General features: G+C 73.1%; 21 protein-coding genes. 19 read left to right on the plus strand and 2 right to left on the minus strand.

The window, feature by feature from the left end:
* The coding region (locus MFF56_RS29040; protein WP_238231933.1) for a HAMP domain-containing protein at positions 1-956 on the minus strand (956 nt) is incomplete at its 3' end.
* A gap of 317 nt (positions 957-1,273) precedes the next feature.
* On the opposite strand from MFF56_RS29040, the gene MFF56_RS29045 reads away from it, so the two are divergent.
* The 19 genes from MFF56_RS29045 (at position 1,274) to MFF56_RS29135 (ending at position 23,841) form a co-directional block, all read left to right on the plus strand.
* Positions 1,274-5,182, plus strand: coding sequence for a baseplate multidomain protein megatron (locus MFF56_RS29045; protein WP_238231935.1), 3,909 nt, complete (start codon positions 1,274-1,276; stop codon positions 5,180-5,182).
* A 255-nt stretch (positions 5,183-5,437) separates the two neighbouring features.
* The gene (locus MFF56_RS29050; protein ID WP_066926767.1) at positions 5,438-6,691 is read left to right on the plus strand and encodes a DUF2793 domain-containing protein; all 1,254 of its coding nucleotides are present in this window, start codon (positions 5,438-5,440) and stop codon (positions 6,689-6,691) included.
* 17 nt (positions 6,692-6,708) lie between these two features.
* Positions 6,709-7,302, plus strand: coding sequence for a lysozyme (locus tag MFF56_RS29055; protein ID WP_066926768.1), 594 nt, complete (start codon positions 6,709-6,711; stop codon positions 7,300-7,302).
* Positions 7,303-7,358: 56 nt separating this feature from the next.
* Positions 7,359-7,865 (plus strand): hypothetical protein, encoded by a 507-nt coding sequence (locus MFF56_RS29060; protein ID WP_238231937.1) that lies wholly within the window; start codon positions 7,359-7,361, stop codon positions 7,863-7,865.
* Between the two features lie 68 nt (positions 7,866-7,933).
* Positions 7,934-8,344 carry a hypothetical protein gene (locus MFF56_RS29065; protein ID WP_066924361.1) on the plus strand — a complete coding sequence of 137 codons (411 nt, stop codon included), beginning with the start codon at positions 7,934-7,936 and terminating at the stop codon, positions 8,342-8,344.
* Positions 8,341-8,514: a hypothetical protein gene (locus tag MFF56_RS29070; protein ID WP_238231938.1), complete on the plus strand. Its 174-nt coding sequence runs from the start codon at positions 8,341-8,343 to the stop codon at positions 8,512-8,514. The genes MFF56_RS29065 and MFF56_RS29070 overlap by 4 nt, the downstream gene beginning before the upstream one ends.
* A 251-nt stretch (positions 8,515-8,765) precedes the next feature.
* Positions 8,766-9,143 (plus strand): PepSY domain-containing protein, encoded by a 378-nt coding sequence (locus tag MFF56_RS29075; protein WP_066924364.1) that lies wholly within the window; start codon positions 8,766-8,768, stop codon positions 9,141-9,143.
* A gap of 31 nt (positions 9,144-9,174) precedes the next feature.
* Positions 9,175-9,852: a response regulator transcription factor gene (locus MFF56_RS29080; RefSeq protein ID WP_066924366.1), complete on the plus strand. Its 678-nt coding sequence runs from the start codon at positions 9,175-9,177 to the stop codon at positions 9,850-9,852.
* A gap of 104 nt (positions 9,853-9,956) precedes the next feature.
* Positions 9,957-11,375, plus strand: coding sequence for a sensor histidine kinase (locus MFF56_RS29085; protein ID WP_066924368.1), 1,419 nt, complete (start codon positions 9,957-9,959; stop codon positions 11,373-11,375).
* 425 nt (positions 11,376-11,800) lie between these two features.
* A complete protein-coding gene (gene ccmI, locus MFF56_RS29090; protein ID WP_238231939.1) occupies positions 11,801-13,234 on the plus strand; it encodes a c-type cytochrome biogenesis protein CcmI in 1,434 nt (477 codons plus the stop codon).
* 163 nt (positions 13,235-13,397) lie between these two features.
* Positions 13,398-13,916, plus strand: coding sequence for a cytochrome c maturation protein CcmE (gene ccmE, locus MFF56_RS29095; RefSeq protein ID WP_066921182.1), 519 nt, complete (start codon positions 13,398-13,400; stop codon positions 13,914-13,916).
* A gap of 29 nt (positions 13,917-13,945) precedes the next feature.
* Positions 13,946-15,943 (plus strand): heme lyase CcmF/NrfE family subunit, encoded by a 1,998-nt coding sequence (locus tag MFF56_RS29100; RefSeq protein ID WP_066921180.1) that lies wholly within the window; start codon positions 13,946-13,948, stop codon positions 15,941-15,943.
* Complete coding sequence (locus tag MFF56_RS29105; RefSeq protein ID WP_066921178.1) at positions 15,940-16,392, plus strand: cytochrome c-type biogenesis protein; 453 nt, start codon at positions 15,940-15,942, stop codon at positions 16,390-16,392. The genes MFF56_RS29100 and MFF56_RS29105 overlap by 4 nt, the downstream gene beginning before the upstream one ends.
* Before the next feature lie 257 nt (positions 16,393-16,649).
* Positions 16,650-17,303: a glutathione S-transferase family protein gene (locus MFF56_RS29110; RefSeq protein ID WP_066921176.1), complete on the plus strand. Its 654-nt coding sequence runs from the start codon at positions 16,650-16,652 to the stop codon at positions 17,301-17,303.
* 249 nt (positions 17,304-17,552) lie between these two features.
* Positions 17,553-18,026, plus strand: coding sequence for a formate dehydrogenase subunit gamma (locus MFF56_RS29115; RefSeq protein WP_066921175.1), 474 nt, complete (start codon positions 17,553-17,555; stop codon positions 18,024-18,026).
* Positions 18,023-19,582: a formate dehydrogenase beta subunit gene (locus MFF56_RS29120; protein ID WP_066921173.1), complete on the plus strand. Its 1,560-nt coding sequence runs from the start codon at positions 18,023-18,025 to the stop codon at positions 19,580-19,582. The genes MFF56_RS29115 and MFF56_RS29120 overlap by 4 nt, the downstream gene beginning before the upstream one ends.
* A gap of 10 nt (positions 19,583-19,592) precedes the next feature.
* On the plus strand, positions 19,593-22,454 hold the full coding sequence (gene fdhF / locus MFF56_RS29125) for a formate dehydrogenase subunit alpha (RefSeq protein WP_238231941.1): 2,862 nt from the start codon (positions 19,593-19,595) through the stop codon (positions 22,452-22,454).
* Between the two features lie 6 nt (positions 22,455-22,460).
* Positions 22,461-22,754 (plus strand): formate dehydrogenase subunit delta, encoded by a 294-nt coding sequence (locus MFF56_RS29130; protein ID WP_066920957.1) that lies wholly within the window; start codon positions 22,461-22,463, stop codon positions 22,752-22,754.
* Between the two features lie 154 nt (positions 22,755-22,908).
* Positions 22,909-23,841: a LysR family transcriptional regulator gene (locus MFF56_RS29135; protein ID WP_066920955.1), complete on the plus strand. Its 933-nt coding sequence runs from the start codon at positions 22,909-22,911 to the stop codon at positions 23,839-23,841.
* A gap of 73 nt (positions 23,842-23,914) precedes the next feature.
* Here the strand turns inward: MFF56_RS29135 and rpmG are convergent, their stop codons facing one another.
* The gene (gene rpmG, locus MFF56_RS29140; protein WP_066920953.1) at positions 23,915-24,082 is read right to left on the minus strand and encodes a 50S ribosomal protein L33; all 168 of its coding nucleotides are present in this window, start codon (positions 24,080-24,082) and stop codon (positions 23,915-23,917) included.
* Positions 24,083-24,198: the final 116 nt, after the last annotated feature.

Below are 24,198 nucleotides of genomic sequence, written 5' to 3' on the forward strand. Positions count from 1 at the left end.
AGTTCCTCGGCCGCCGCCGCCACGGTGTTGACGTTGGTGGACGCCTCCTCGGCCGCGCTCGCGGTGGTCGCCGACAGCCCGGCCGTCTCGGCGGCCGTCGCCGTCATGGTCTGGGCGGTGGCCTGCAGCTCGGTCGCGGACGACGAGACCGTGCCGACGATGCCGCCCACCGCCCGCTCGAAGCCGTCGGCGAGATCCACCATGGTGCGGCGGCGCGCCTCGGCGGCGGCCGCGTCGGCGATGCGCCTGACCTCGGCCTCCTCGGCGGCCTTCCGCGCCACCATCGCCTTGATGTCCTCGACGGCGCGGCCGACCGCGCCGATCTCGTCCCCGCGCCGCGCCTCCGCGATCTCCGCGTCGATCGCGCCCTGCGCCATCCGCTGCAGCACCGCGACGAGGCGGCCGAGCGGGCGGCTGATGCCGAGGATCGCGACGAGCACCGCCGCGACGATGCCGGCCAGGAGCCCGAGCCCGGTGAGGAGCCACAGGCTGAGGCGCGTCGCCGCGATGTCGCCGGCCAGCCCCTGCGCGCCCGCCTCCATGCTGGCCGCGATGTCGGCGCTGAGCTTCGAGGCGCTGCCGGTGAGCGCCGCGAAGGTCGGATCGACGTCCCGGTGGATGACGGCCAGCGCCTCCGCGTTGAAGTTCGCCTCGCCGAGCGAGCGCGCCTCCGAGACGCTGGACATGAAGCTCTCGGCCCCGGCGCGGACCTCCTCGATCCGCCCGGCGAAGCTGGGCATGTCGGCCGCGATCTCGCCGAAGAGCTGGCGCAGGCCCGGCGCGGCCGCCTCGAACTGCGCCGAGGCCCGCCGGATCTGCTCGGCGTCCGTCTCCGCGATCGTGCGGTAGACGGCGTAGTACATCTCGTAGATGTGCCGGTTGATCCGGCGCGCATTCGCCGCCGCCCGCGCGTCGTGGGCGATGAAGCGGTCGTAGCTCTCGCCGATCGTGCCCATGCGCGCGCTCGCGTGCCAGATGCAGCCACCGACGATGACACCGATCAGGGCAATGACTGCCGCGATCTTGTGCAAAATTCGCACGTTGGAGAGCAGGACCATCGCAGGCAACCGGCGCTAGATCGAGAGTACCGGCTCGGTACGACATCCTGCGTTAACACCGGCTTTAGCCTGATGGGCGTGCGCCAGTATTTGCACCGGCCCATCCTGCATCGTGCCGACGCGCGCCCCGGCCCCTCCGGACACGAGCGGTCCTGCCGATCCCGTCTTGTGGACCCCGTCCTGCCGATCCCGTCCCCCATCGCCGGAGCGCCGCCATGGCCACGCTGATCCTGTCCACGGCCGGGGCGGCCGTCGGCACCGCGCTCGGCGGGCCGATCGGCGGCGTGGTCGGGCGCGCGCTCGGCGCCGCGGCGGGGGGCGCGATCGACGGGGCGCTGCTCGGCGGCCGGGCCGGCCCGCGCCACGTCGAGGGCCCGCGGCTCGCCGACGTCGCGGGCCTCACCTCGACCGAGGGCGATCCGGTGCCGCGGGTCTACGGCCGCGCCCGCATCGGCGGCACCCTGATCTGGGCGACGCGGCCGCTTGAGGTCGCCAACACCACGGTCGAGCGCGCCGGCAGCGGCGCCAAGGGCGGCGGCGGGCAGAAGACGGTCCGCACCGCCTACGCCTACTTCGCCAACCTCGCGGTCGGCCTGTGCGAGGGCGAGATCGCCTGCGTGCGCCGGATCTGGGCGGACGGGCGCGAGCTCGACCAGACCGGCCTGACGCTGCGGGTTCACCGGGGCGGCGCGGACCAGGCGCCGGACCCGCTCGTCGTCGCCAAGGAGGGCGCGGAGAACGCGCCCGCCTATCGGGGCCTCGCCTACGTGGTGTTCGAGGGATTGCCGCTCGCCGATTTCGGCAACCGCATCCCACAATTCGCCTTCGAGGTGGTGCGACCGGTCAACGGGCTGGCGCCGCTGGTGCGCGCGATCGACCTGATCCCGGGGGCGAGCGAGTTCGGGCTGGACCCCGCCCTCGTCACGGTCGATCTCGGCTTCGGGCGGACGCGGCCCGCCAACCGCCACCAGCTCCAGGCCGCGACCGACGTCGTCGCCTCGCTCGACGCGCTCCAGGCGCTCTGCCCCAACCTCGCCCGCGTCGCCGTGGTGGTCTCGTGGTTCGGCGACGACCTGCGGGCGGGCGCGTGCCGGGTGGTGCCGAAGGTCGAGGACGGGGGCAAGGCCACGGCCGGCGACCGCTGGCAGGTGGCGGGCATCCCCCGCGCGGGCGCCGCCGTGATGAGCCGGGCGCCCGAGGGCACGCCGGCCTTCGGCGGCACGCCCTCGGATGCGGGCCTCGCCCGGCTGGTGGCGGAGCTGGCCCGGCGCGGCCTGGAGGTGGTGCTCTACCCCTTCGTGATGATGGACATCCCCCACGCCAACGCCCTGCCGGACCCGCGCGGCGCGCCCGCCCAGCCGCCCTATCCCTGGCGCGGGCGCATCACCTGCCACCCGGCCCCGGGCGAGCCCGGCAGCCCGGACGGCACCGCGGAGGCGGAGGCGCAGGTCGCGGCCTTCTTCGCGGGGCCGGAGGGCTACCGGCGGCAGGTGCTGCACTACGCCGGGCTCGCCGCCGGCTGGGCCGCCGCGGGCACGCCGCTCGCGGGGCTGGTGATCGGCAGCGAGCTCGTCGGCCTGACCCGGGTGCGGGGCGCCTCCGGCTACCCGGCGGTCGAGGCGCTCCGCAGCCTCGCGGCCGACGCGCGGGCGCTCCTCGGCCCGGCCGTGCCGCTGGTCTACGCCGCCGACTGGACCGAGTACGGCGCCCATGTCCGCGAGGGGGGCGCCTGGATCCGCTTCCCCCTCGACCCGCTCTTCGCCGACCCGAACATCGCGGCGGTGGGCATCGACTACTACCCGCCGCTCACCGACTGGCGCGACGCGCCCGGCCAGGCCGACGCGGACCTCGCCGACACGATCTACGACCGCGCCTACCTCACCGAGGCCTGCGGCCGCGGCGAGGCCTTCGACTGGTACTATCCCGACGCGCGGGCGCGCGCCGCGCAGGCCCGCGCTCCGATCACGGACGGCGCCTACGGGAAGCCGTGGCTCTACCGGGCCAAGGACCTCGTCGGCTGGTGGTCGAACGCGCATGTCGAGCGGACGGGCGGCGTCGAGTCCGGGGCGAGTCCCTGGCTGCCCTGCTCCAAGCCGATCTGGCTCACCGAGATCGGCGTGCCGGCGGTGGACAAGGGCACCAACGGCCCGAACGTCTTCCCCGACCCGAAATCCTCCGAGAGCGCCGCCCCGCCGGGCTCGACGGGCGCGCGCGACGCGCTGATCCAGCTGCGCGGGCTGGAGGCGATCCTGACCCGCTTCGACCCGGCCGCGCCGGGTTTCTCCGAGGCGCACAACCCGGTCTCGCCGGTCTACGGCGGGCGCATGGTCGATCCGGCCGCGATCTTCGTCTGGGCCTGGGACGCGCGGCCCTTCCCGGCCTTCCCGGAGACCGACGCGGTCTGGGCCGATACCGGCAACTGGCGGGTCGGGCACTGGATCACCGGCCGCATCGAGGGCTGCGACCTCGACCGGCTGGTCGCGGCGATCCTGGCCGACCTCGGCGTGGACGCGCCCGCCCGGATCGAGGCGGCGGCCTTCCTCGACGGCTACGTCATCGACCGGCCGCTCTCGGCGCGCGCCGCGCTCGAGCCGCTGGCCCAACTCTACGGGCTCGACGTCTCGGCGGTGGCCGGCACCTTGCGCCTGCGGGGCCCGCGCCGCGAGACCGCCCTGGTGCTGGCCGAGGACGACCTCGTGCGCGCCTCCGGGACCGAGGCGCCGCTCGCCCAGGTGCGGGCCGAGGACAGCGCCCTGCCCCGCAGCGTCGAGTTCGGCTTCACCGATTCGGAGAGCGCGGGCTACCGGCGCGCCAACGCGGCGGCGGCGCGGCCGGCCGGCGGGCGGCGCCGGGAGAGCCGGGTCGAGGCGGCCCTCGTCACCCGGCGCGCGAGCGCGGAGGCGCTGGCCGAGGCGCTGCTCGACCGCGCCATCGCGGGCCGCGACACCGCCCGCTTCGCGCTGAGCCCCCGCCTCGTCGCGCTGGAGCCCGGAGACCTCGTAGCGCTGCCCGCCGCGCGGGCGGGCGGGCCCGCGCTCCAGCGCGTCACCCGCATCGACGACGGCCCGGCGGGGCGCCGCATCGAGACCCGGGGCGTGCCGCTGCACGGGCCGGGCCCCGCCCGGCGCGCGCCCGTGCGCGTCGGCGGCAGCGTCCCGCCCCCGGCGCTGCCGGGCCCGCCCTTCTGCGCTGTGCTCGACCTGCCGGCGGAGGGGGCCGAGCCCGCCGCCCTGCAATGGCTCGCCGTCGCGGCCGATCCCTGGCCCGGCGCGGTCGCGGTCTGGCGCGGCGCGGGCGCGGACGGCCCGCTCGCCCTGCACCGCATCCTCGACCATCCGGCCTGCCTCGGCCGCACGCTCTCGGCCCTCCCGCCCGGCCCCCTCTGGCGCATCGACCGGGCGGCGCGGCTCGACGTCACGCTGCGCCACGCGGGCGCGCTGGCGAGCCTCGACGAGGCCGCGTGGCTTTCCGGCGGCAACACCTTCGCGGTGGTGGCGCCGGACGGCACGGTCGAGATCCTATCGGCGGCGCTCGCCACCCTGACGGGACCCGAGACCTGGCGGCTCGCCCGGATGCTGCGCGGGCTCGGCAACAGCGAGGCGGCCGCCGCCCGGGGGGCGCCCGCGGGCAGCCTGATCGTGCGCCTCGACGGCGGCGCCGTGGTGCCGCTGGTCGACCGCCTCGACGAGGCGGGCCGGGCCTTCCGCTACCGGATCGGCCCGGCCGCGCGCGACCCCGGCGACCCGGCCTTCGCGGAGGTCTCGGCGAGCGCGGGGCTCGGCGCGTTCCGGCCGCCCGCTCCGGTGCATCTCCGGGCGCGGCGGGAGGCGGCGGGCATCCGCCTCACCTGGATCCGCCGGGCGCGCCGCGCCGCCGACGGCTGGGAGCCCGCCGAGATCCCGCTGGACGAGCCGGAGGCCTACCGCGTCGCGATCCTCGGGGCCGACGGGCGGGTGTTGCGCGAGACCGCGACTGCGGAGCCGGCCCTGCTCTACGCGGCGGCCGACGAGATCGCGGATTTCGGCACCTCGCAGACGGCGATCACGGTCGCGGTGGCGCAGGTCGGTGCGCTCGCCGGGCCGGGGGAGGCGTGCCGGGCGCGGGTGCCGGTGCGCATGGGCTGACGCCCGTGCGCTTCCCCTCCCCCCTCTGCGGGGGAGGGTGGCCCGCGAAGCGGGTCGGGTGAGGGGAACCACGCTGCTGGCACAGGCTCAGCGTCGATGCCGAGCGCCATCCGGCACCGTCGCTCCCCTCACCCGACCCGGCCTCACGGCCGGCCTACCCTCTCCCGCAGAGGGGAGAGGGAGGCGCGTCGCCGGAACGCGGCGCGGAAGTCGGCGCCGGCCCTCAAGCGCCCGATCATCCCCAGGAGCCCCCCGATGTCCACCACCCGCAACCTTGCGCTGCCGCTGATCGCGGCGGCGCAGGCGCAGAAGCACGTCACCCACAACGAGGCGCTGGCCCTCCTCGATGCCCTGGTGCAGATCGCCTGCCTCGACAAGGACCGCCCCGCCCCGCCGCCGAGCCCCGCGGAGGGCGACCGCTACCTCGTGCCGGACGATCCCGGCGGGGCCTGGACGGGCCTCGCGGGTCAGGTCGCCTGCTTCCAGGGCGGCGTCTGGATCGGGCTCGTGCCCCGGCCCGGCTGGCTCGCCTGGCTCGTGGACGAGGGCGAGGCCTACCTGTTCACCGGAGCGGGCTGGATCCCGCTCGCCGCGACCCTGCGCAGCTTGCGGAACCTCGCCGGCCTCGGCGTCAACGCGGTGCCGGACGCGGAGAACCGCCTCGCCGTGAAGGCGGACGGCGCCCTGTTCTCCTGGGACGAGACGAAGCCCGAGGCGGGCGACATCCGCCTCGCGCTGAACCGGCGGGCGGCGGGACGCGACGCCGCGCTGAGCTTCCAGACCGGGTTCTCGGCCCGCGCGCTCTTCGGCCTCCTTGGAGGCGACGACCTCGCGCTGAAGGTCTCGGGGGACGGCGCCGCCTTCGTCACGGCTCTCAGCGTCGCGGCGGGAAGCGGGCGCGTGCGCCTCCCTGCGGGGCTCGACGGCACCCCGGTCGGCACCGCCGAGCCGGCCGCCGCGCGCTTCTCGGCACTGACCCTCGTGCCGGCCTCCGCCGACCCCGCGGGCGGCGCGCTCGGGCAGATCGCGGTCAACAGCAGCGCGGGCGCGCTGAAATGGTTCGACGGCGCGAAGTGGGCGCGCATCGCCAACCTCGCGAAGTTCTCCGCCCGCACGAACTACGACAACTACATCCCGGCCGGCGCCTGGACCAGGATCGCCTTCAACGAGGCCGACAGCAACGACCAGGGCGCCTTCCGGGCAGGCCAGAACCGCTTCGTCGCGCCGGAAGCGGGGCTCTACCGGCTCGGCGCGGCCCTGACCTACCGGCGCAACGGCACGAGCCAGCCGAGCCTGTTCGAGGCGCGGCTGTACCGCGGCGGCGCCCCCGCCGGACGCGGCCGGTCCGCCGCCGCGGGGCCCCTCGCGGACGGCGTGAGCGGGCTCCTCATCGACGCCGTGCTGCCGCTGGCGGCCGGCGAGTGGGTCGAGGTCTTCGCCCGCTTCACCGGCGCCGACGGCTACGCGGCGGCGGCCGATTCCGCCTTCCACGGCGCCCAGCTGCCCTGACACCCCGGAGGGAACCCATGGATCTCAGCCCCGTCGGCGAGGCCGTCCTCGTCGCGCGCGAGGGCCGGCGGCTGGCCGCCTACCGCGACAGCGTCGGCGTCTGGACCATCGGCATCGGCCACACCTCCGCGGCCGGGCCGCCGCGGGTCGTGCCGGGCCTGACCATCACGGCGGCGGAGTGCGACGCGATCTTCTCGCGCGACGTCGCGGCCTACGTCGCGGCCGTGCGGGCGGGCCTCGCGGTCCCGGTGGGCCAGCACGCCTTCGACGCCCTGGTCTCGGTCTGCTTCAACATCGGCCCGGCGGCGTTCACCCGCGCGACCTTCCTGAAGCGGCTCAACGCGGGCGACCTCGCGGGCGCCCGCGCGGCCCTGCTCTGGTGGGACAGGCCCGCCGCGATCCGCGGCCGGCGCGCGGCGGAGGCCGAGCAGCTCGTCACCCCCTACGCGCGCGGGTTGCCCCGGCCGGTGGCGGGCGCCCGCCCGGTCGCGGCCGTGCCGGATGCCGCGGTGCCGACGCCCGCCATCCGGCCGGTCGTCGCACCGCCCGGCCCGCTGGCGCGCCTCCTGGCCCGGCTCGACGCCCTCCGGGCCGGCCCACGCCGCGCCTGACGCCTCTCCCGAGCCGGCCGGGTCTGCCGCGCAACCTGCGACACCTGAGGATTCCCATGCCCCGCACGCTCACGCTCGCGGCGACCGCGCTCGCCTGCCTCACCCTCCCGCCGGGGACCGCCCTGGCGGCCGACGCCGCCGTGATCCTGCCCTGGGGCGACTGGCTCGTCGCCCTCGCCCAGACGCTGCAGGCGGTGCTCTCGCCGATGCTCATCGCCCTCGTCACGGGCCTGATCGCCCGCTTCGCGCCGCTCCTCGGCTACGTCGTCTCGCGCGGGATGGTCGAGGGCATGGTTGCCCGCGTCACCGACTACGCCCTCAACGCCGTCGCGGGCGCCGCCAAGGGACGGGTGCTGACCGTGCCGGTGGGCTCGGCGGTGATCGCCGCGGCCGTGCAGCGGGCCGCCGACGAGGTGCCGGGCTTCGTGATCCGGGCGGCCGGCGGCCTGCCGGGGCTGGCCGAGCGGGTGTTCCGCCGCCTCGACCTCGAGGAGGGCGCCACGGCCGCCAACACCCTGGCGCCCGCCCTGGACGCGGTCGGGCGCGCGGCGCGCCGACGCTGACGACGGACCGGCCCGGAGGAGCGCCATTGAGGAGCGTCATTGAGGAGCGTCATTGAGGAGCGTCATGCATGTCACGCCCAGAACGCCGCGCGACGCCCCCGGGCCCCGCCTGCCGCCGGGCGGCCCTCGACGCGCTCGGCCAGGAGGTCGGGCGCGCCCTGCCCCCGCCCGCCGACGGGCTCGGCGAGAGCCTCGTCCGGCGCGCCCACGGGGACGAGCCCGAGGAGGACCGCCTCGTCGTCCGCTTCGGCACGGAATGGCGCAGCTTCATCCGCCGCCAGAACCCCGACCGGCTCGCCGCGCTCGACGAGTTGATCGACGCCCGCATCGAGCACCGGGCGCTCGCCCGCTTCTACCGCCGGGTGCGCAACGCCGCGGTGGCGGTCACGCTGGCGGGCTTCGCGCTCGCCCAGTTCGGGATCGACCGGCTGCCGGTCGTGCGCCAGGTCTGGCGCCTGCTTCGGGGAGACCTGCGATGAGCGCGCGCGCGACGCGCCGGGCCCTCGGGCACCGGCTGGCCCATCTCGGGCGCCTCCTCGGAGCCGGGCTGTTCCTGGCCACCTGCGGCGTCGCCTCCTACACGGCCGGGGCCCGCCACCGCGCGGACCCGGCCCCGAATCGGATCGCCGACCCGGTCTGCCGCCGCTGAGATCCGCGTCGAGCCCGCACGCGGCCCGGCCGCGCCGCGGGAACCGCGGCGGCGCTCGCGTGTAAGAGCCTGCCATCCCCGCTCCGGCCCCGCCCGCGCCACCCTTCGCGCCGACCATGACGAAACGACCCGCCCCCAGCCCCGAGGACCGCGCGCCCGGCGCGGCCGCCCCGCCCGGAGCGCGGTCGGCAGCGGTGCCCGGCGGTGATATTCAGGGCGCATTCAGTGCCCCCGGACCACAAGTCCTGCCCATGCGCCACGCCCTCGCCCTTCTCGCACTGAGCCTGACCGCGGCGGCGCTCGTCGCGGGCGGCCCGGGCACGATGGCCGAGGAGCCCGACGAGAACGCCCCGCGCCTCGCCCAGGCCTCGTCCGGCCCAGCCCCGCGGCTCGATGCCTGCCTCTCGGCCGCGGACCTGCGCGAGGAGGTCTCGGAGAAGCGCGTGATCGAGCCGGTGGCGGCGATCCGCGCCGCCCGCACGGTGATCCCGCGGGCCGAGATCCAGCGCGCCAGCCTGTGCCGGCACGAGGACGGGCTCGTCTACATGCTCACCGCCTTGCGCCGGGACGGGCATTTCGTGCACGTGATGGTGGATGCCAAGACCGGCCGGGTCGCGGGACAATACTAGTTCGCGGTCCAAGACTTGAGGGAGTTGCGTCGTGCGCCTGCTCGTCGTGGAGGATGACAAGGACATCAACCGGCAGGTCGTCGCCGCCCTGGAGGAGGCCGGCTACGTCGCCGACAAGGCCTATGACGGCGAGGAGGGCGGCTATCTCGGCGAGAGCGAGCCCTACGACGCGATCATCCTCGACATGGGCCTGCCCAAGGCCGACGGCGTCAGCGTGCTGCAGAAGTGGCGCCGCGCGGGCGTGAAGACCCCCGTTATCATCCTCACCGCGCGCGACCGCTGGTCGGACAAGGTCGACGGCTTCGACGCGGGCGCGGACGACTACGTGACGAAACCCTTCCACATGGAGGAGCTGCTCGCCCGCGTGCGGGCGCTGCTGCGCCGCGCCGCCGGCCACGCCTCCAGCCAGATCGCCTGCGGGCCGGTCACCCTCGACACGCGCTCCGGCAAGGTCTTCGTGGACGGCGCCCAGGTGAAGCTGACGAGCCACGAGTACCGGCTGCTCTCCTACCTGATGCACCATACCGGCCGCGTGGTCTCCCGCGCCGAGCTGACCGAGCACCTCTACGACCAGGATTTCGACCGGGACTCGAACACGATCGAGGTCTTCGTCGGACGGCTCCGCAAGAAGCTCGCCGTGGACCTGATCCAGACCGTGCGGGGGCTGGGGTACTTGGTGGACCCGAACCAGCCGCCTGCGCGGGTGTGAGACGGGGTCCGGTTGAGCGCTACGGACGCCGCAAATCCCCGGAAAATGCCGGCGTGCTCTATCCTTCCCCGCGCCGGGACACCCGGCCTCGAACGCCGTAGCCCATGACCGCCCTCCTCCGGTTCCTCTCCCTGCGCCGCCGCTCGATCGCGGTGCGGCTTGCCGTCTCGGCCTTCCTGGCCTCCTCGGCGATCCTCCTGATCGCGGCCTGGATCCTGACGACGCTCTACCGGGAGAACACCGAGCGCGCCTTCGACAGCCGGCTCCTCGTCTTCGCCAACAACCTCGCCACCGACCTCGTCTCGCCGGCCGACCCGGAGAGCCGCTCCTTCTCGCTCGGCGACCCGCGCTTCGACCTGCCGCTCTCGGGCTGGTACTGGCAGGTCGGGCGGCCGGACGCGCGCCCGCGGGACCTGCGCACCTCGCGCTCGCTCGTCGGCGTGCCCCTGAAGCCCGCGACCGACCCGGACAACAAGGCGGGCGTCGGCCAGATCCGCCAGGGCTACGGCCGGGCCCAGGACGACCGGCAGCTCCGCATCATCGAGCGCGACGTCGATCTCGGCGAGGAGGGGCGCTACACCGTGCGGGTGGCGGGCCCGGCCGACGAGATCGTCAACGACGTCGATCGCTTCCGCTTCTCCCTCTACGTCACCTTCGGGCTGCTCGGGCTCTCACTCGCGATCACCACCCTGCTGCAGATCCGCTTCGGCCTGCTGCCGCTCAAGAAGATGCGCGCCGCGCTCGGCACCGTGCGGCGCGGCGAGGCCGACCGGATCACCGGCTCGTACCCCAGCGACATCGCGCCGCTCGCGGGCGAGATCAACCTCCTGATCGAGACCAACCGGGAGATCCTGGAGCGCGCCCGCACCCAGGTCGGCAACCTCGCCCACGCGCTCAAGACCCCGCTCTCGATCATCGTGAACGAGGTCGGCGCCGCCGACGCGCCGGAGGACCTCTCCCAGAAGATCCGCGAGCAGGCCGCGGTGATGCGCGACCAAGTGAACTACCACCTCGACCGGGCGCGCGCCGCCGCGCTCGCGGGCACGCTCGGCACCTCGACGGAGGTCGAGCCGGCGCTGGCCGGGCTGGTGCGCACCTTCGGCAAGATCTACCGCGACAAGGACATCGCCTACGAGGTCCACGTGCCGCCGGGCCTGCGCTTCCGGGGCGAGCGCCAGGATTTCGAGGAGATGGTGGGCAACCTCGTCGACAACGCCTCGAAATGGGCGCACGGCCGCGTCGCGATCCGGGCCGAGGCGGTGGACACGGACGACTACCCCCATCTCCTCCTCTCGATCGAGGACGACGGGCCGGGCCTGCCGCCCGACGCCCGCAAGGCGGTGCTTGGACGGGGTCGGCGCCTCGACGAGTCGAAGCCGGGCTCGGGCCTCGGGCTGTCGATCGTCGCGGATCTGGCCGCCCTCTACCGCGGGCGCTTCAGCCTCGAGGAGGCGGGACTCGGCGGCCTGCGCGCCGTGCTGGAGGTGCCGGGCGACGCGCCGGCCGGCGCCGCGACCCACTGACAGCCTGTTTGACCGCATCGCAGCCCCGACGAGAGCGTGAACCACCTCTTTCCCGGACGCCCGGAGCGTCAGCGGAGGGTGATCCGGGACCCAGACGATGAAGGGCCGCGAAGCGGCGCGATCCTTGGCACCGGCGCAGGGTTCGGACGCTCCGCATCTCCTTGTGCTGGGTCCCGGATCACCTTCCGCTGACGCTTCAGGCGTCCGGGAAAAGGGGCGGAGATCCTTTCGAACGCCGGTCCAACAGGCTCTGTGCGCGGGGCCCCGGCGGGTCCCCGACGGCAGCCCCGCCAAGGCCCCGCTCTTGTCATGGGGCCGAACTTGCGTGACACCGTGCCGCCAGAACAGGGGATCGTGCCGGGGCCCACCCGATCGTACGTACCCTTGGACGAGAGGTCCGGTCCGGGCCCGATCGACAGGGTCCGATGACGCCGATCTGGTTCATACTGGCGGGCATGACCGCCGCGGCGGTGCTCGCGCTGCTCTGGCCGATGTCCCGGCGCATCCGCACCGGGCAGGGCGAGGCGGGCGCCGCGACCACCGAGACCGGCTTCTACGAGGACCAGCTCGCCGAGATCGAGCGGGATCTCGCCCGCGGCCTGATCGCGCCCGAGGAGGCCGAGGCCGCCCGCACCGAGGCCGCCCGCCGGCTGCTGCGCGCCAACCGGGCCTCGCAGGCGGGCGACGACCCGGGCGTGGCCGAGCCGCGCCTGCGCCAGCGCCGCGCGGCCTCCGCCTTCGCGCTCTCCACCATCCCCCTCGTCGCGCTGCTGGCCTACGGGCTCTACGGCTCGCCCGACCTGCCCGCCCAGACCCAGGCCGAGCGCCAGGCCCAGCAGGCCGGCAACCAGGACCTGATGAAGGCGATCGGCCAGATCGAGGCGAAGCTCGCGAGCGATCCCGGCGACGCGCGCGGCTGGGCGGTGCTCGCCCCCGTCTACATGCGGCTCGGCCGCTTCGCGGACGCCGCCCATGCCTACGAGGCGGTGGCCCGGCTCAAGGGCGAGACGCCCGCCACCCTCTCCGACTGGGGCGAGGCGCTGGTGGCGGCCGCCAACGGCACCGTGCCCGCGGAGGCCAAGCCGATCTTCGAGCGGGCGGTCGCCCTCGATCCGAACACGCCGAAGCCCCGCTTCTACCTCGCCCGCGCCGCCGAGCAGGCGGGCGACACGGGCGAGGCGATCCGCCAGCTCGACGCGATCGAGGCGGCGAGCCCCGCCGACGCGCCCTGGCTCGGCCTCGTGCGCGAGAGCCTCGCCCGCCTCAGGGGCGAGCCGGCGCCCCCGAAGGAGGCCGCCGCGCCGAAGGGCCCCCGCCCCGAGGATCAGCAGGCGGCGATCCGCGGCATGGTGGACGGGCTCGACCGGCGCCTCTCCGAGACGGGCGGCACGCCGGAGGAGTGGCTGCGCCTCGCCCGCTCCCGCGCCGTGCTGGGCGAGGGCGACCGGGCCCACGAGGCGCTGGAGCGCGCCAGGAAGGCCCTGAAGGACGACCCGGCCGCGCTGGAGCGCCTGGAAGCGGGCGCGCGCGAGCTGGGATCGCGCGCCGCGGCGCCGGAGCCCGCCGCGCGGGCGGACACGGAATCCGCCATCGCCGCCGTCACCGCGATGCCGCCGGCCGAGCGCGACGCGGCGATCCGCGCCATGGTCGCGGGCCTCGACCGGCGCCTCGCCGCCAAGGGCGGCAGCGCCGAGGAGTGGATGCGGCTCGTGCGCTCCTACAGCGCGCTCGGCGACCGCGACCACGCCGCCCAGGCCCTTGAGCGCGCCCGCATGGCGCTCGCCGCCGATTCCGGGGCCAGCGTGCAGCTCGACGGGCTCGCCAAGGAACTGGGCCTCCCGGGCCGCGGCAAGCCCTGACCGGCTCGAAGCGGCCCCCTCCCCCTGACAATCGGTCCCGGCTCCCGGACTTGACCCGGGCAGCGCCGGGGCCGACACCGTCGGGAGCAATTCAGAACGGCCAGGGCCGTGCCGGGCTCCGCGGCCCCGTCGGCACCCGGCCACGCGAGGGGACGAAGCCGCCGTGACGCGCAAGAGACGCCGCCTGGTCCTGATCTGCGTCTGCGGCGGCGTGCTCGTGCTGGCCGTCGGCCTGATCCTCACGGCGATGAGCGGGTCGATCGTGTTCTTCCGCTCGCCTTCGGAGGTCGCGGCGCAGGGCGTGGGCCCGGGCGTGCGCTTCCGCCTCGGCGGCCTTATCGAGGCGGGCTCGGTCCGGCGCGGGCCCGACCAGACGGTCGATTTCAAGGTCACCGACACCAACGCGACGGTGCCGGTACACTACAAGGGGCTGCTGCCCGACCTGTTCCGCGAGGGACAGGGCGTGGTGGCGGAGGGGCGGCTCGAGCCCGGCGGCCTGTTCCGGGCCGACACGGTGCTGGCCAAGCACGACGAATCCTACATGCCGCGCGAGGTCGCCGACGCGCTCAAGGCGCAGGGGCGCTGGCAGGAGGGCGGGGCGAAGGCTACCCCAGACGCGAAGGCCGCCCCGCAGGCGACCACGAGCACCGACAGGACGCTCGGTCCGCGCAGCGAGCGCTAGAGGACGAAGCGAGAGGATCACCCCGAACTGTGCTCGTCGAGACCGGTCACTTCGCGCTGGCGCTGGCGCTGGCGCTCTCCCTCGTCCAGGCGGTGATGCCGCTCTGGGCCGCCCGCGCGCGCGAGCCCGCGCTGCGGCAGGTCGCCGTGCAGGCCGCGCTCGGCAGCTTCGCCTGCATCCTCTTCGCCTTCGCGGCGCTGACCTACGCGCACGCCACCTCGGACTTCTCGGTCCTGAACGTGGTGCAGAACTCGCACACGGCCAAGCCCTTCATCTACAAGCTCTCCGGCGTCTGGGGGAACCACGAGGGCTCGATGCTCCTCTGGATCCTGATCCTCACCCTGTTCGGCGCCCTGGTGGCGGTGGCGAAGAACGCCGTGCCGCCGGTGCTGCGCGCCAACACGCTGGGCGTCCAGGGCTTCATCACCTTCGTGTTCGTGCTCTTCCTGATCACGACCTCGAACCCGTTCACGCGCGCCGTGCCCGCGCCGCTCGAGGGCAACGATCTCAACCCGCTGCTGCAGGATCCCGGCCTCGCGATCCACCCGCCGCTGCTCTATGTCGGCTATGTCGGCTTCTCGATCACTTTCGCGTTCGCGGTCGCCGCGCTGATCGACGGGCGCATCGACGCGGTCTGGGCACGTGCCGTGCGGCCCTGGACGCTGACCGCCTGGAGCTTCCTGACGCTCGGCATCGCGATGGGTTCGTACTGGGCCTATTACGAGCTCGGCTGGGGCGGCTGGTGGTTCTGGGACCCGGTCGAGAACGCCTCGCTGATGCCCTGGATCGCCGGCACGGCGCTCGTGCACTCCACCGTCGTGATGGAGAAGCGCGACGCCCTGAAGGTCTGGACGGTGCTCCTCGCCATCCTCACCTTCTCGCTCTCGCTGCTCGGCACCTTCATCGTGCGCTCGGGCGTGCTGACCTCGGTCCACTCCTTCGCGGTCGATCCGACCCGCGGCGTCTTCATCCTGGCGATCCTCGTCCTGTTCATCGGCGGCTCGCTGACGCTGTTCGCGTGGCGCGCGCCGCTGCTGCGCCAGGGCGGCCTGTTCGCGCCGATCTCCCGCGAGGGCAGCCTCGTCCTCAACAACCTGTTCCTGGTCGCCGCCTGCGCCACCGTCTTCGTCGGCACGCTCTACCCGCTGCTCCTGGAGATGCTGACCGGCGAGAAGATCTCGGTCGGGCCGCCCTTCTTCAACGCCACCTTCATCCCGCTCGCGATCCCGCTCCTGCTGATCGTGCCCTTCGGGCAGGCACTCGCCTGGAAGCGCGGCGACGTGCTGGCCGCGAGCCAGCGCCTGTTCGCCGCGCTGGCCGCCGCCCTCGTGGTCGGGCTCGCGGCGCTGGCGCTGACCTGGGGCGGGCCGGTGCTCGCTCCCGTCGGCGTCGGGCTCGGCGCCTACCTGATCGTCGGCTCCGCGCTCGAGATCGTCGCGCGCGCCCGCGGCTACGGCTCGAACCGGGTGCGCGGCGCCGGCCTGATCTGGCGGCGCGCCACCGGCCTGCCGCGCTCGGCCTGGGGCACGGCCCTGGCGCATGCGGGCGTCGGCGTCGCGGTGCTGGGCATCGCCGCGCAAGGGTGGGCGACCGAGGGGTTGGCCACGCTGAAGCCCGGCGGCACGCTGGCCGCCGGTCCCTACGTCGCCACCCTCGACCGGGTCGCGCCCCGGCCCGGCCCGAACTACGAGGAGACCGCGGCCTTCCTGACCATCCGCACCGCGGCGGGCGACGTGGTCGGCCATGTCGATACCGGCAAGCGCTTCTACCCGAGCCGGCAGATGGCGGTGACGGAATCGGGCCTGCTCACGGTCGGCGCGAGCCAAGTCTACGCCAGCCTCGGCGAGATCCAGCCGGACGGCGTGGGCCTGCGCCTCTACTACAAGCCCTTCGTGCTGCTGATCTGGATCGGCGCCGTGATCATGGCGCTCGGCGGCGGCGTCTCGCTCACCGACCGGCGCATGCGCGTCGGCGCGCCGGTGCGGGCGAAGGCCAAGCCCGTGCCCAACGCGGTGCCGGCCGAATGAGGCGCGCGGCCCTCCTGCTCGCGGCGTTTCTCGCCGCCGGCCCGGCGCGCGCCGTGCAGCCGAACGAGGTCCTGCCGGACCCCGCCCTGGAGCACCGCGCCCGCGAGATCTCGGCGGGCCTGCGCTGCCTCGTCTGCCAGAACCAGTCGATCGACGATTCCGACGCGCCGCTCGCCAAGGACCTGCGCGTGCTGGTGCGCGACCGGCTGAAGGCCGGCGACACCAACCAGCAGGCCGAGGACTTCATCGTGCGCCGCTACGGCGAGTTCGTGCTGCTGCGCCCGGTCTTCGGGCTGCACACGCTGCTGCTCTGGGCGACGCCGCTGCTCGCCGTGCTGCTCGGCGGCTTCGGCATCTGGCGCCTCGCCCGCCGCCGGGCGCCCGCGCCGGAGCGCGGCCTGAGCCCCGCCGAGGAGGCGGAAGTCGCCGCGCTGCTCAAGCGGGACTGATCCTGGGATCCCCAAGGGGCTTGCCCCTTGGGCGGGGTCCCGGGGCGCGCAGCCCCGGGATTGGCTCGCCGGTCCCGGCTTTGCCGGGGCCGACGGGCCAAATGCAGGGTTCCACCCTGCACCCGCCAAAGGTCTCGACCTTTGGAATCCGCGACATCTCTGCGCAACGCACCCGCCCCGCTTGCCTCCGCGGCCGGTTCGGCACGAGTCTTGGATGCGGCGAATCGGAAAGAACCGATCATCCGGGAGGCACGGTCATGACGGCCACGCTGACGATCTCCAGCCGCAACTACTCGTCCTGGTCGCTGCGCGGCTGGCTGATCTGCCGGATGGCCGGGCTCGACTTCGCGACCGAGATCCTGGCCGGCGACGACGCCGCAAGCCGGGCCGAGCTGCTCCACCTCTCGCCCTCGTTCCTCGTGCCCCGCCTGCGCCACGAGGGCATCGTGGTCTGGGACACGCTCGCCATCGCGCAGTACCTCAACGAGACCTTCCCCGAAGCAGGCTTCCTGCCCAAGGACCCCGCCGCGCGCGCCCATTGCCGCTCCATCGCGGGCGAGATGCACGGCGGCTTCATCAACCTGCGCTCGGCCCTGCCGATGAACCTGAAGGCCTTCCACCCGAACTTCCCGATCTTCAACGGCGCCCGGGGCGACATCGAGCGCATCGTCACGATCTTCGACGACTGCCTCGCCCGCTACGACGGCCCCTTCCTGTTCGGCGAGCGTCCGACGCTGGCCGACGCGATGTATGCCCCCGTCTGCACGCGCTTCCGTACCTACGACGTGGCGCTGCCGCCGCGCGCGGGCGCCTATCGCGACACGATCCTGCGCTGGCCCCTGATGGCGGAATGGGCGGAAGCGGCCGCCGAGGAGCCGGAGGAGATTGAAGAGCTCGACATGGAGTTCTGATCGGGCGCCAGCGACCGGAACCATACAGCCACTCTGCACTTTATTGCATAGCTGATCCGCTCCCGACCCCATGGCGGCGGGGACGCCCGCCGTCCGGCCCGGCCATCCGCCACCGAAACCGGCGCATTCAGGGGCGAAGTGACAGGCTGACAGGCGTCCTTTGTCGAACCACCTGAGCGCTTGATTGAAGCCCACCTGCATTTCTGTTCCTCTCGGGTCTTAGAACAGGAACAATGTAGGTAGGAAACGATGCCGCGTTTCGAGCCTTGGAGCGCCCCGCGCGCTGCCGGGATCATCGCCGAGCACACCCATCTGGAAGGAGCGACGCTGCCGATCCTGCACGCGCTGCAGGAGACCTTCGGCTACGTCGATGCGGGGGCCGTGCCGCTGATCGCCGACGCGCTGAATGTGTCGCGCGCCGAGGTCCACGGCTGCATCACCTTCTACCACGATTTCCGCAGCGCGCCGGCCGGCCGCCACACGGTGAAGCTCTGCCGCGCCGAGGCCTGCCAGGCCATGGGCTCGGACAAGCTCCACGCCGACATCCTCCGGCGCCTCGGCACGGAGTGGCACGGCACCACGGCGGACGGCTCCTGCACCGTCGAGCCGGTCTACTGCCTCGGTCTCTGCGCCAACGGTCCCGCCGCCCTCGTCGACGGCGAGCCGGTCGCCCACCTGACCGCCGACGCCCTCGAGGCCACCCTGACGGAGGTGCGCCAGTGAGCGTCACGATCACCGTTCCGCGCGACGCCGTCGCGCTCGGGCTCGGCGCCAACCGGGTCGCCCGCGCCCTCTTCGCCGGGGCCGAGCGCCGCGGCCTCGACATCACGGTCAAGCGCACCGGCTCGCGCGGCCTGTTCTGGCTGGAGCCGATGGTCGAGGTCGAGACGGCCGAGGGCCGGATCGCCTACGGCCCGGTCACCCCGAAGGACGTCGACGCCCTGCTCGATGCCGGCCTGACCACCGGCGGGGAGCATGCCCTGCGCCTCGGCGACCCGGAGAGAATCCCCTACCTCGCCCGGCAGCAGCGCCTGACCTTCCACCGCTGCGGCGTGGTCGATCCCGTCTCGGTTGCGGATTACCGGGCGCATGGCGGCTATCGCGGGCTCGAGACGGCTCTGGCCAAGGACGCCGAGGGCATCGTCGCGGAGGTGCGCGAGTCGGGCCTGCGCGGCCGCGGCGGCGCGGGCTTCCCGGCCGGCATCAAGTGGAACACGGTGATGCTGGCGAAGGCCGACCAGAAATACGTGGTCTGCAACGCCGACGAGGGCGATTCCGGCACCTTCGCCGACCGGATGATGATGGAGGGCGACCCCTTCAACCTCATCGAGGGCATGACGATCGCCGGCATCGCGACGGGCGCCACGCGCGGCTACATCTACCTGCGCTCCGAGTATCCGCAGGCTTATCAAGCGCTGAAGGAGGCCATCGCCAACGGCATCGAGGCCGGAGTACTGGGCGAGAACGTCCTGGGCTCGGGCAAGGCCTTCCATCTCGAAGTCCGGCTCGGTGCCGGTGCCTATATCTGCGGCGAGGAGACCTCGCTCCTGGAGAGCCTGGAGGGCCGCCGCGGCATCGTGCGGGCCAAGCCCCCGATCCCGGCGCTGAAGGGCTTTCTCGGCCAGCCGACGCTCGTCAACAACGTGATGACCTTCACGGCCGTGCCCTGGATCCTGGAGCACGGCGCCAAGGCCTACGCCGATTACGGCATGGGCCGCTCGCTCGGCACCCTGCCGATCCAGCTCGCCGGCAATATCCGGCACGGCGGCCTGATCGAGATGGCCTTCGGCATCACCCTGCGCGAGGTCATCGAGGATTTCGGCGGCGGCACCCGCTCCGGGCGTCCGGTCCGCGCCGTGCAGGTCGGCGGCCCGCTCGGCGCCTACTTCCCCGACGAACTCCTCGACACACCCCTCGACTACGAGGCGATGGCTGCGAAGAAAGGCCTCGTCGGCCACGGCGGCATCGTGGTCTTCGACGACACCGTCGACATGGCCAAACAGGCCCGCTTCGCCTTCGAGTTCTGCGCCACCGAGTCCTGCGGCAAGTGCACGCCCTGCCGCATCGGCGCGACGCGGGGCGTCGAGACGATGGACAAGGTGATCTCCGGTATCCGGCCGGACCAGAACCTCAAGCTGGTCGAGGACCTCTGCGAGGTCATGACCGACGGGTCGCTCTGCGCCATGGGCGGGCTGACCCCGATGCCCGTGATGAGCGCGATCACCCATTTCCCCGAGGATTTCAGGCGCGCCGGGGACCTCCCGGTCGCGGCCGAGTGAGGAGGTGTCGATGGGCCTGATCAAGGAAATCGACTACGGCACGCCGATCCGCGTCAATGCGCAGACCGTGACGCTGACGATCGACGGCATGTCGGTGACGGTCCCGGCCGGCACCTCGGTGATGGCGGCCGCGATGAACGCGGGCACGCAGATCCCGAAGCTCTGCGCCACCGACAGCCTGGAGCCCTTCGGCTCCTGCCGCCTCTGCCTCGTCGAGATCGAGGGCCGGCGCGGCACGCCCGCCTCCTGCACGACGCCTGCCGAGAACGGCATGGTGGTGCACACGCAGTCGGACAAGCTCCACCGGCTCCGCAAGGGCGTGATGGAGCTCTACATCTCCGATCACCCGCTCGACTGCCTGACCTGCGCGGCCAACGGCGATTGCGAGCTGCAGACGCAGGCCGGCGTCGTGGGCCTGCGCGACGTGCGCTACGGCTACGAGGGCGACAACCACGTCCGGCCGACCTCGGAGAAGTACCTGCCGAAGGACGAGTCGAACCCCTACTTCACCTACGACCCGTCGAAGTGCATCGTCTGCAACCGCTGCGTCCGCGCCTGCGAGGAGGTGCAGGGCACCTTCGCGCTGACCATCGCAGGGAGAGGCTTCGACAGCCGCGTCGCCGCGGGTCCGACGAACTTCTTCGAATCGGAGTGCGTCTCCTGCGGCGCCTGCGTGCAGGCCTGCCCGACCGCGACCCTCCAGGAGAAGTCGATCCACGAGTTCGGCCAGCCCGAGCACGCCGAGGTCACGACCTGCGCCTATTGCGGCGTCGGCTGCTCGTTCAAGGCCGAGATGCAGGGCGAGCGGGTCGTCCGCATGGTGCCCTACAAGGGAGGCAAGGCCAACGAGGGCCATAGCTGCGTCAAGGGCCGCTTCGCCTACGGCTACGCCACCCACAAGGACCGCATCACCAAGCCGATGATCCGCGAGAAGATCACGGATCCGTGGCAGGAGGTGTCGTGGGAGGTCGCCATCGATCGCGCGGCCAGCGAGTTCAAGCGCATCCAGGCGAAATACGGAAAAGACTCGGTCGGCGGCATCACCTCGTCGCGCTGCACCAACGAGGAAGCCTACCTCGTCCAGAAGCTCGTGCGCGCGGCCTTCGGCAACAACAACGTCGACACCTGCGCCCGCGTCTGCCACTCGCCGACCGGCTACGGCCTGATGTCGACGCTCGGCACCTCGGCCGGCACCCAGGACTTCGCCTCGGTGGCGCATTCCGACGTGATCCTGGTGATCGGCGCCAACCCGACCGACGGCCACCCGGTCTTCGGCTCGCGCATGAAGAAGCGCCTGCGCGAGGGCGCCAAGCTCATCGTCGCGGATCCCCGCAAGATCGACCTCGTGAAGTCGCCCCACATCAAGGCGGACTTCCACCTGCCCCTGAAGCCCGGCTCCAACGTCGCCTTCATCAACTCCCTGGCGCACGTCATCGTCACCGAGGGGCTGATCGACGAGGCCTATGTCCGCGAGCGCTGCGATCTGGCCGAGTTCGAGTCCTGGGCCCGCTTCGTCGCCGACGAGCGCCACGCGCCGGAGAACCAGCAGCAATTCACCGGGCTCGATCCGGCCGAGGTGCGGGGCGCCGCCCGCCTCTACGCCAAGGGTGGTGCGGCCGGCATCTACTACGGCCTCGGCGTCACCGAGCACAGCCAGGGCTCGACCATGGTGATGGGCATGGCCAACATCGCCATGGCCACCGGCAACATCGGCATGCTGGGCGCGGGCGTGAACCCGCTGCGCGGCCAGAACAACGTGCAGGGCTCCTGCGACATGGGCTCGTTCCCGCACGAGCTGCCGGGCTACCGCCACGTCTCCGACGACGCCACCCGCGAGAGCTTCGAGTCCCTCTGGGGCGCCAAGCTCGACAACGCGCCGGGTCTGCGCATCACCAACATGCTCGACGAGGCCGTCGATGGCGCCTTCAAGGGGATGTACATCCAGGGCGAGGACATCGCCCAGTCCGACCCCGACACGCACCACGTCACCGCGGGCCTGATGGCGATGGAGTGCATCGTCGTGCAGGACCTGTTCCTGAACGAGACCGCCAAGTACGCCCACGTCTTCCTCCCCGGGGCCTCGTTCCTGGAGAAGGACGGCACCTTCACCAACGCCGAGCGCCGCATCTCGCGCGTCCGCAAGGTGATGGCCCCGATGGGCGGCTACGGCGACTGGGAGGGCACGGTGCTGCTCTCGAACGCGCTCGGCTACCCGATGAACTACAGCCACCCGTCCGAGATCATGGACGAGATCGCCGCGCTGACCCCGAGCTTCACCGGCGTGTCCTACGCCAAGCTGGAGGAGCTGGGTTCCGTGCAGTGGCCCTGCAACGAGCAGGCGCCGCTCGGCACCCCGATGATGCACGTGGACCGCTTCGTCCGCGGCAAGGGCCGGTTCATGATCACCGAGTTCGTGCCGACCGAGGAGCGCACGGGGGCGAAGTTCCCGCTCATCCTCACCACGGGCCGCATCCTCTCCCAGTACAATGTCGGCGCGCAGACGCGGCGCACCCACAATTCGCGCTGGCACGAGGAGGACGTGCTGGAGATCCACCCCTTCGACGCGGAGCTGCGCGGCATCGTGGACGGCGACCTCGTCGCCCTGGAGAGCCGCTCGGGCGACATCGCGCTGAAGGCCCGGGTCTCCGAGCGGATGCAGCCGGGCGTGGTCTACACGACCTTCCACCACGCCAAGACCGGCGCCAACGTCATCACCACCGACTACTCGGACTGGGCGACCAACTGCCCCGAGTACAAGGTCACGGCGGTGCAGGTGCGGCGCACCAACCGGCCGTCCGACTGGCAGGCGAAGTTCTACGAGGAGGATTTCTCGCTGACGCGCATCGCCCAGTCCCTCAAGGCGGCGGAGTAAACCCGGATGAGCGCCCTCACGCAGGCGGACAAGCTCGTCCGCATGGCCAACCAGATCGCCGCCTTCTTCCGGTCCTACCCGGAGGAGGAGGCGGTCGCCGGCATCGACAAGCACATCCGGGCCTTCTGGACGCCGAAGATGATCGCCAATCTGGAGACCGCCCTGCCCGAGCAGGGCGAGCGGGTCGACGACCTCGTGGTCCGGGCCCTCACCGGTGAGGCGCCGCGGGCCGAGAGCCCCGTGCGGGCCGCCACCCGCGACCCGCAGCTCCTCGGCGCGGGCGCCAGCGACGCGGGCTGACGCCCGCGCGCACCGCGCGAACCACCGCCGCGATCCGGATCCCGCGGGCCGGGCCCAGGTGAGATCCGCACGCCGAGGGACCTCCGGTTGAGGGCCGGAGCCCGCCGGACTACCTTGGCGTCGCCGCCCGCCCGCGTGCCGCCCGGAACGTCCCGTGATCGACAAGCTCGACTTCCTGCTCGCCCTCGCCCGCGAGCAGCATTTCGGTCACGCCGCCGAGGTCTGCGGGGTGACCCAGCAGACCCTCTCGGCCGGGGTCAAGCAGCTCGAGAACCGCTTCGGCGTGCAGCTCGTGCTGCGCGGCTCGCGCTTCCAGGGCTTCACGCCGGAGGGCGAGCGGGTGCTCGAATGGGCGCGCCGGATCGTGGCCGACGCCCGCGCCATGCACGAGGACGTCTCCGCGCTCCGCAAGGGGCTGACCGGGCATCTGCGCATCGCCGCGATCCCGACCGCGCTGCCGATGGTGGCGAGCCTGACGACCCCCTACCGCGCGCGCCATCCCGACGTGCGGCTCACCGTCGAGTCCACCACCTCGGCCGACATCTTCTCGCTGATCGAGAACCTGGAGGCCGATGCGGGCCTGACCTACCTCGACAACGAGCCGCTCGGCCGGGTCATCGCCGTGCCCCTCTACCGCGAGCGCTACCGCCTGCTCACCGCGGCGGGCGGTCCCTACGACGACCGCGCCTCGGTGACCTGGGCGGAGATCGGCCGCATCCCGCTCTGCCTGCTCACGCCCAACATGCAGAACCGGCGCATCATCGACCTGCAGATCCGCGCGGCGGGCCAGGAGCCCTCGACCACACTCGAATCGAACTCGATGATCGTGCTGATGACCCATGTGCGCACCCTGCGCTGGGCGAGCGTGCTGCCGGCGATCCTCACCGATGCGCTAGGCCCCATGGAGGGCGTGCGGTCGATCCCGATCACCGGGCCGGTCCTGGAGCACACGATCGGCCTCGTGGCGGCCAAGCGCGAGCCCTCGACCCCGATGGTCACCGCCCTCGTGGCCATCGCGCGCGGCCTGACCCGGACCCTCGATCCGACGCTCGACGGCACGGTCTACGGGCTGCCGCAGGAGCTGTGAGGTCGGGGCTCGAACGAAGAGAGCCGCCCCGTGCCCGGAGCGGCTCTGGAAAGCGTCTGGAGAAGAAGCCCGATTACTTGATCTTGGCTTCCTTGAACTCGACGTGCTTGCGCGCGACGGGATCGTACTTGCGCATCGTCAGCTTCTCGGTCTGCGTGCGCGAGTTCTTCTTGGTGACGTAGAAGTAGCCCGTGTCCGCGGTGGAGATGAGCTTGATCTTGACGGTGACGGCCTTGGCCATGGGGCGGCGCTCCTGAGCTTCGCGGCATTCCGCGTAAGCGAAACGCGAAAACGAAAAGGGCCGGGCTTTGCCCCCGGCCGAATACGCGCGGGTCAATGCCCGATCCGGCCCTCGCG

It is taken from the genome of Methylobacterium hispanicum, assembly GCF_022179285.1.
GTDB lineage: Bacteria > Pseudomonadota > Alphaproteobacteria > Rhizobiales > Beijerinckiaceae > Methylobacterium > Methylobacterium hispanicum.

What these genes read in the sequence shown, in the direction of transcription:
- MFF56_RS29110 (WP_066921176.1), top strand. Translation starts at nt 16,650, where the DNA reads ATGACGGCCACGCTGACGATCTCCAGCCGCAACTACTCGTCCTGGTCG.
- MFF56_RS29060 (WP_238231937.1), top strand. Translation starts at nt 7,359, where the DNA reads ATGCCCCGCACGCTCACGCTCGCGGCGACCGCGCTCGCCTGCCTCACC.
- fdhF (WP_238231941.1), top strand. Translation starts at nt 19,593, where the DNA reads ATGGGCCTGATCAAGGAAATCGACTACGGCACGCCGATCCGCGTCAAT.
- MFF56_RS29070 (WP_238231938.1), top strand. Translation starts at nt 8,341, where the DNA reads ATGAGCGCGCGCGCGACGCGCCGGGCCCTCGGGCACCGGCTGGCCCAT.
- rpmG (WP_066920953.1), bottom strand. Translation starts at nt 24,082, where the DNA reads ATGGCCAAGGCCGTCACCGTCAAGATCAAGCTCATCTCCACCGCGGAC.
- MFF56_RS29085 (WP_066924368.1), top strand. Translation starts at nt 9,957, where the DNA reads ATGACCGCCCTCCTCCGGTTCCTCTCCCTGCGCCGCCGCTCGATCGCG.
- MFF56_RS29050 (WP_066926767.1), top strand. Translation starts at nt 5,438, where the DNA reads ATGTCCACCACCCGCAACCTTGCGCTGCCGCTGATCGCGGCGGCGCAG.
- MFF56_RS29065 (WP_066924361.1), top strand. Translation starts at nt 7,934, where the DNA reads ATGTCACGCCCAGAACGCCGCGCGACGCCCCCGGGCCCCGCCTGCCGC.
- MFF56_RS29045 (WP_238231935.1), top strand. Translation starts at nt 1,274, where the DNA reads ATGGCCACGCTGATCCTGTCCACGGCCGGGGCGGCCGTCGGCACCGCG.
- MFF56_RS29055 (WP_066926768.1), top strand. Translation starts at nt 6,709, where the DNA reads ATGGATCTCAGCCCCGTCGGCGAGGCCGTCCTCGTCGCGCGCGAGGGC.
- MFF56_RS29075 (WP_066924364.1), top strand. Translation starts at nt 8,766, where the DNA reads ATGCGCCACGCCCTCGCCCTTCTCGCACTGAGCCTGACCGCGGCGGCG.
- MFF56_RS29130 (WP_066920957.1), top strand. Translation starts at nt 22,461, where the DNA reads ATGAGCGCCCTCACGCAGGCGGACAAGCTCGTCCGCATGGCCAACCAG.
- MFF56_RS29105 (WP_066921178.1), top strand. Translation starts at nt 15,940, where the DNA reads ATGAGGCGCGCGGCCCTCCTGCTCGCGGCGTTTCTCGCCGCCGGCCCG.
- MFF56_RS29115 (WP_066921175.1), top strand. Translation starts at nt 17,553, where the DNA reads ATGCCGCGTTTCGAGCCTTGGAGCGCCCCGCGCGCTGCCGGGATCATC.
- ccmI (WP_238231939.1), top strand. Translation starts at nt 11,801, where the DNA reads ATGACGCCGATCTGGTTCATACTGGCGGGCATGACCGCCGCGGCGGTG.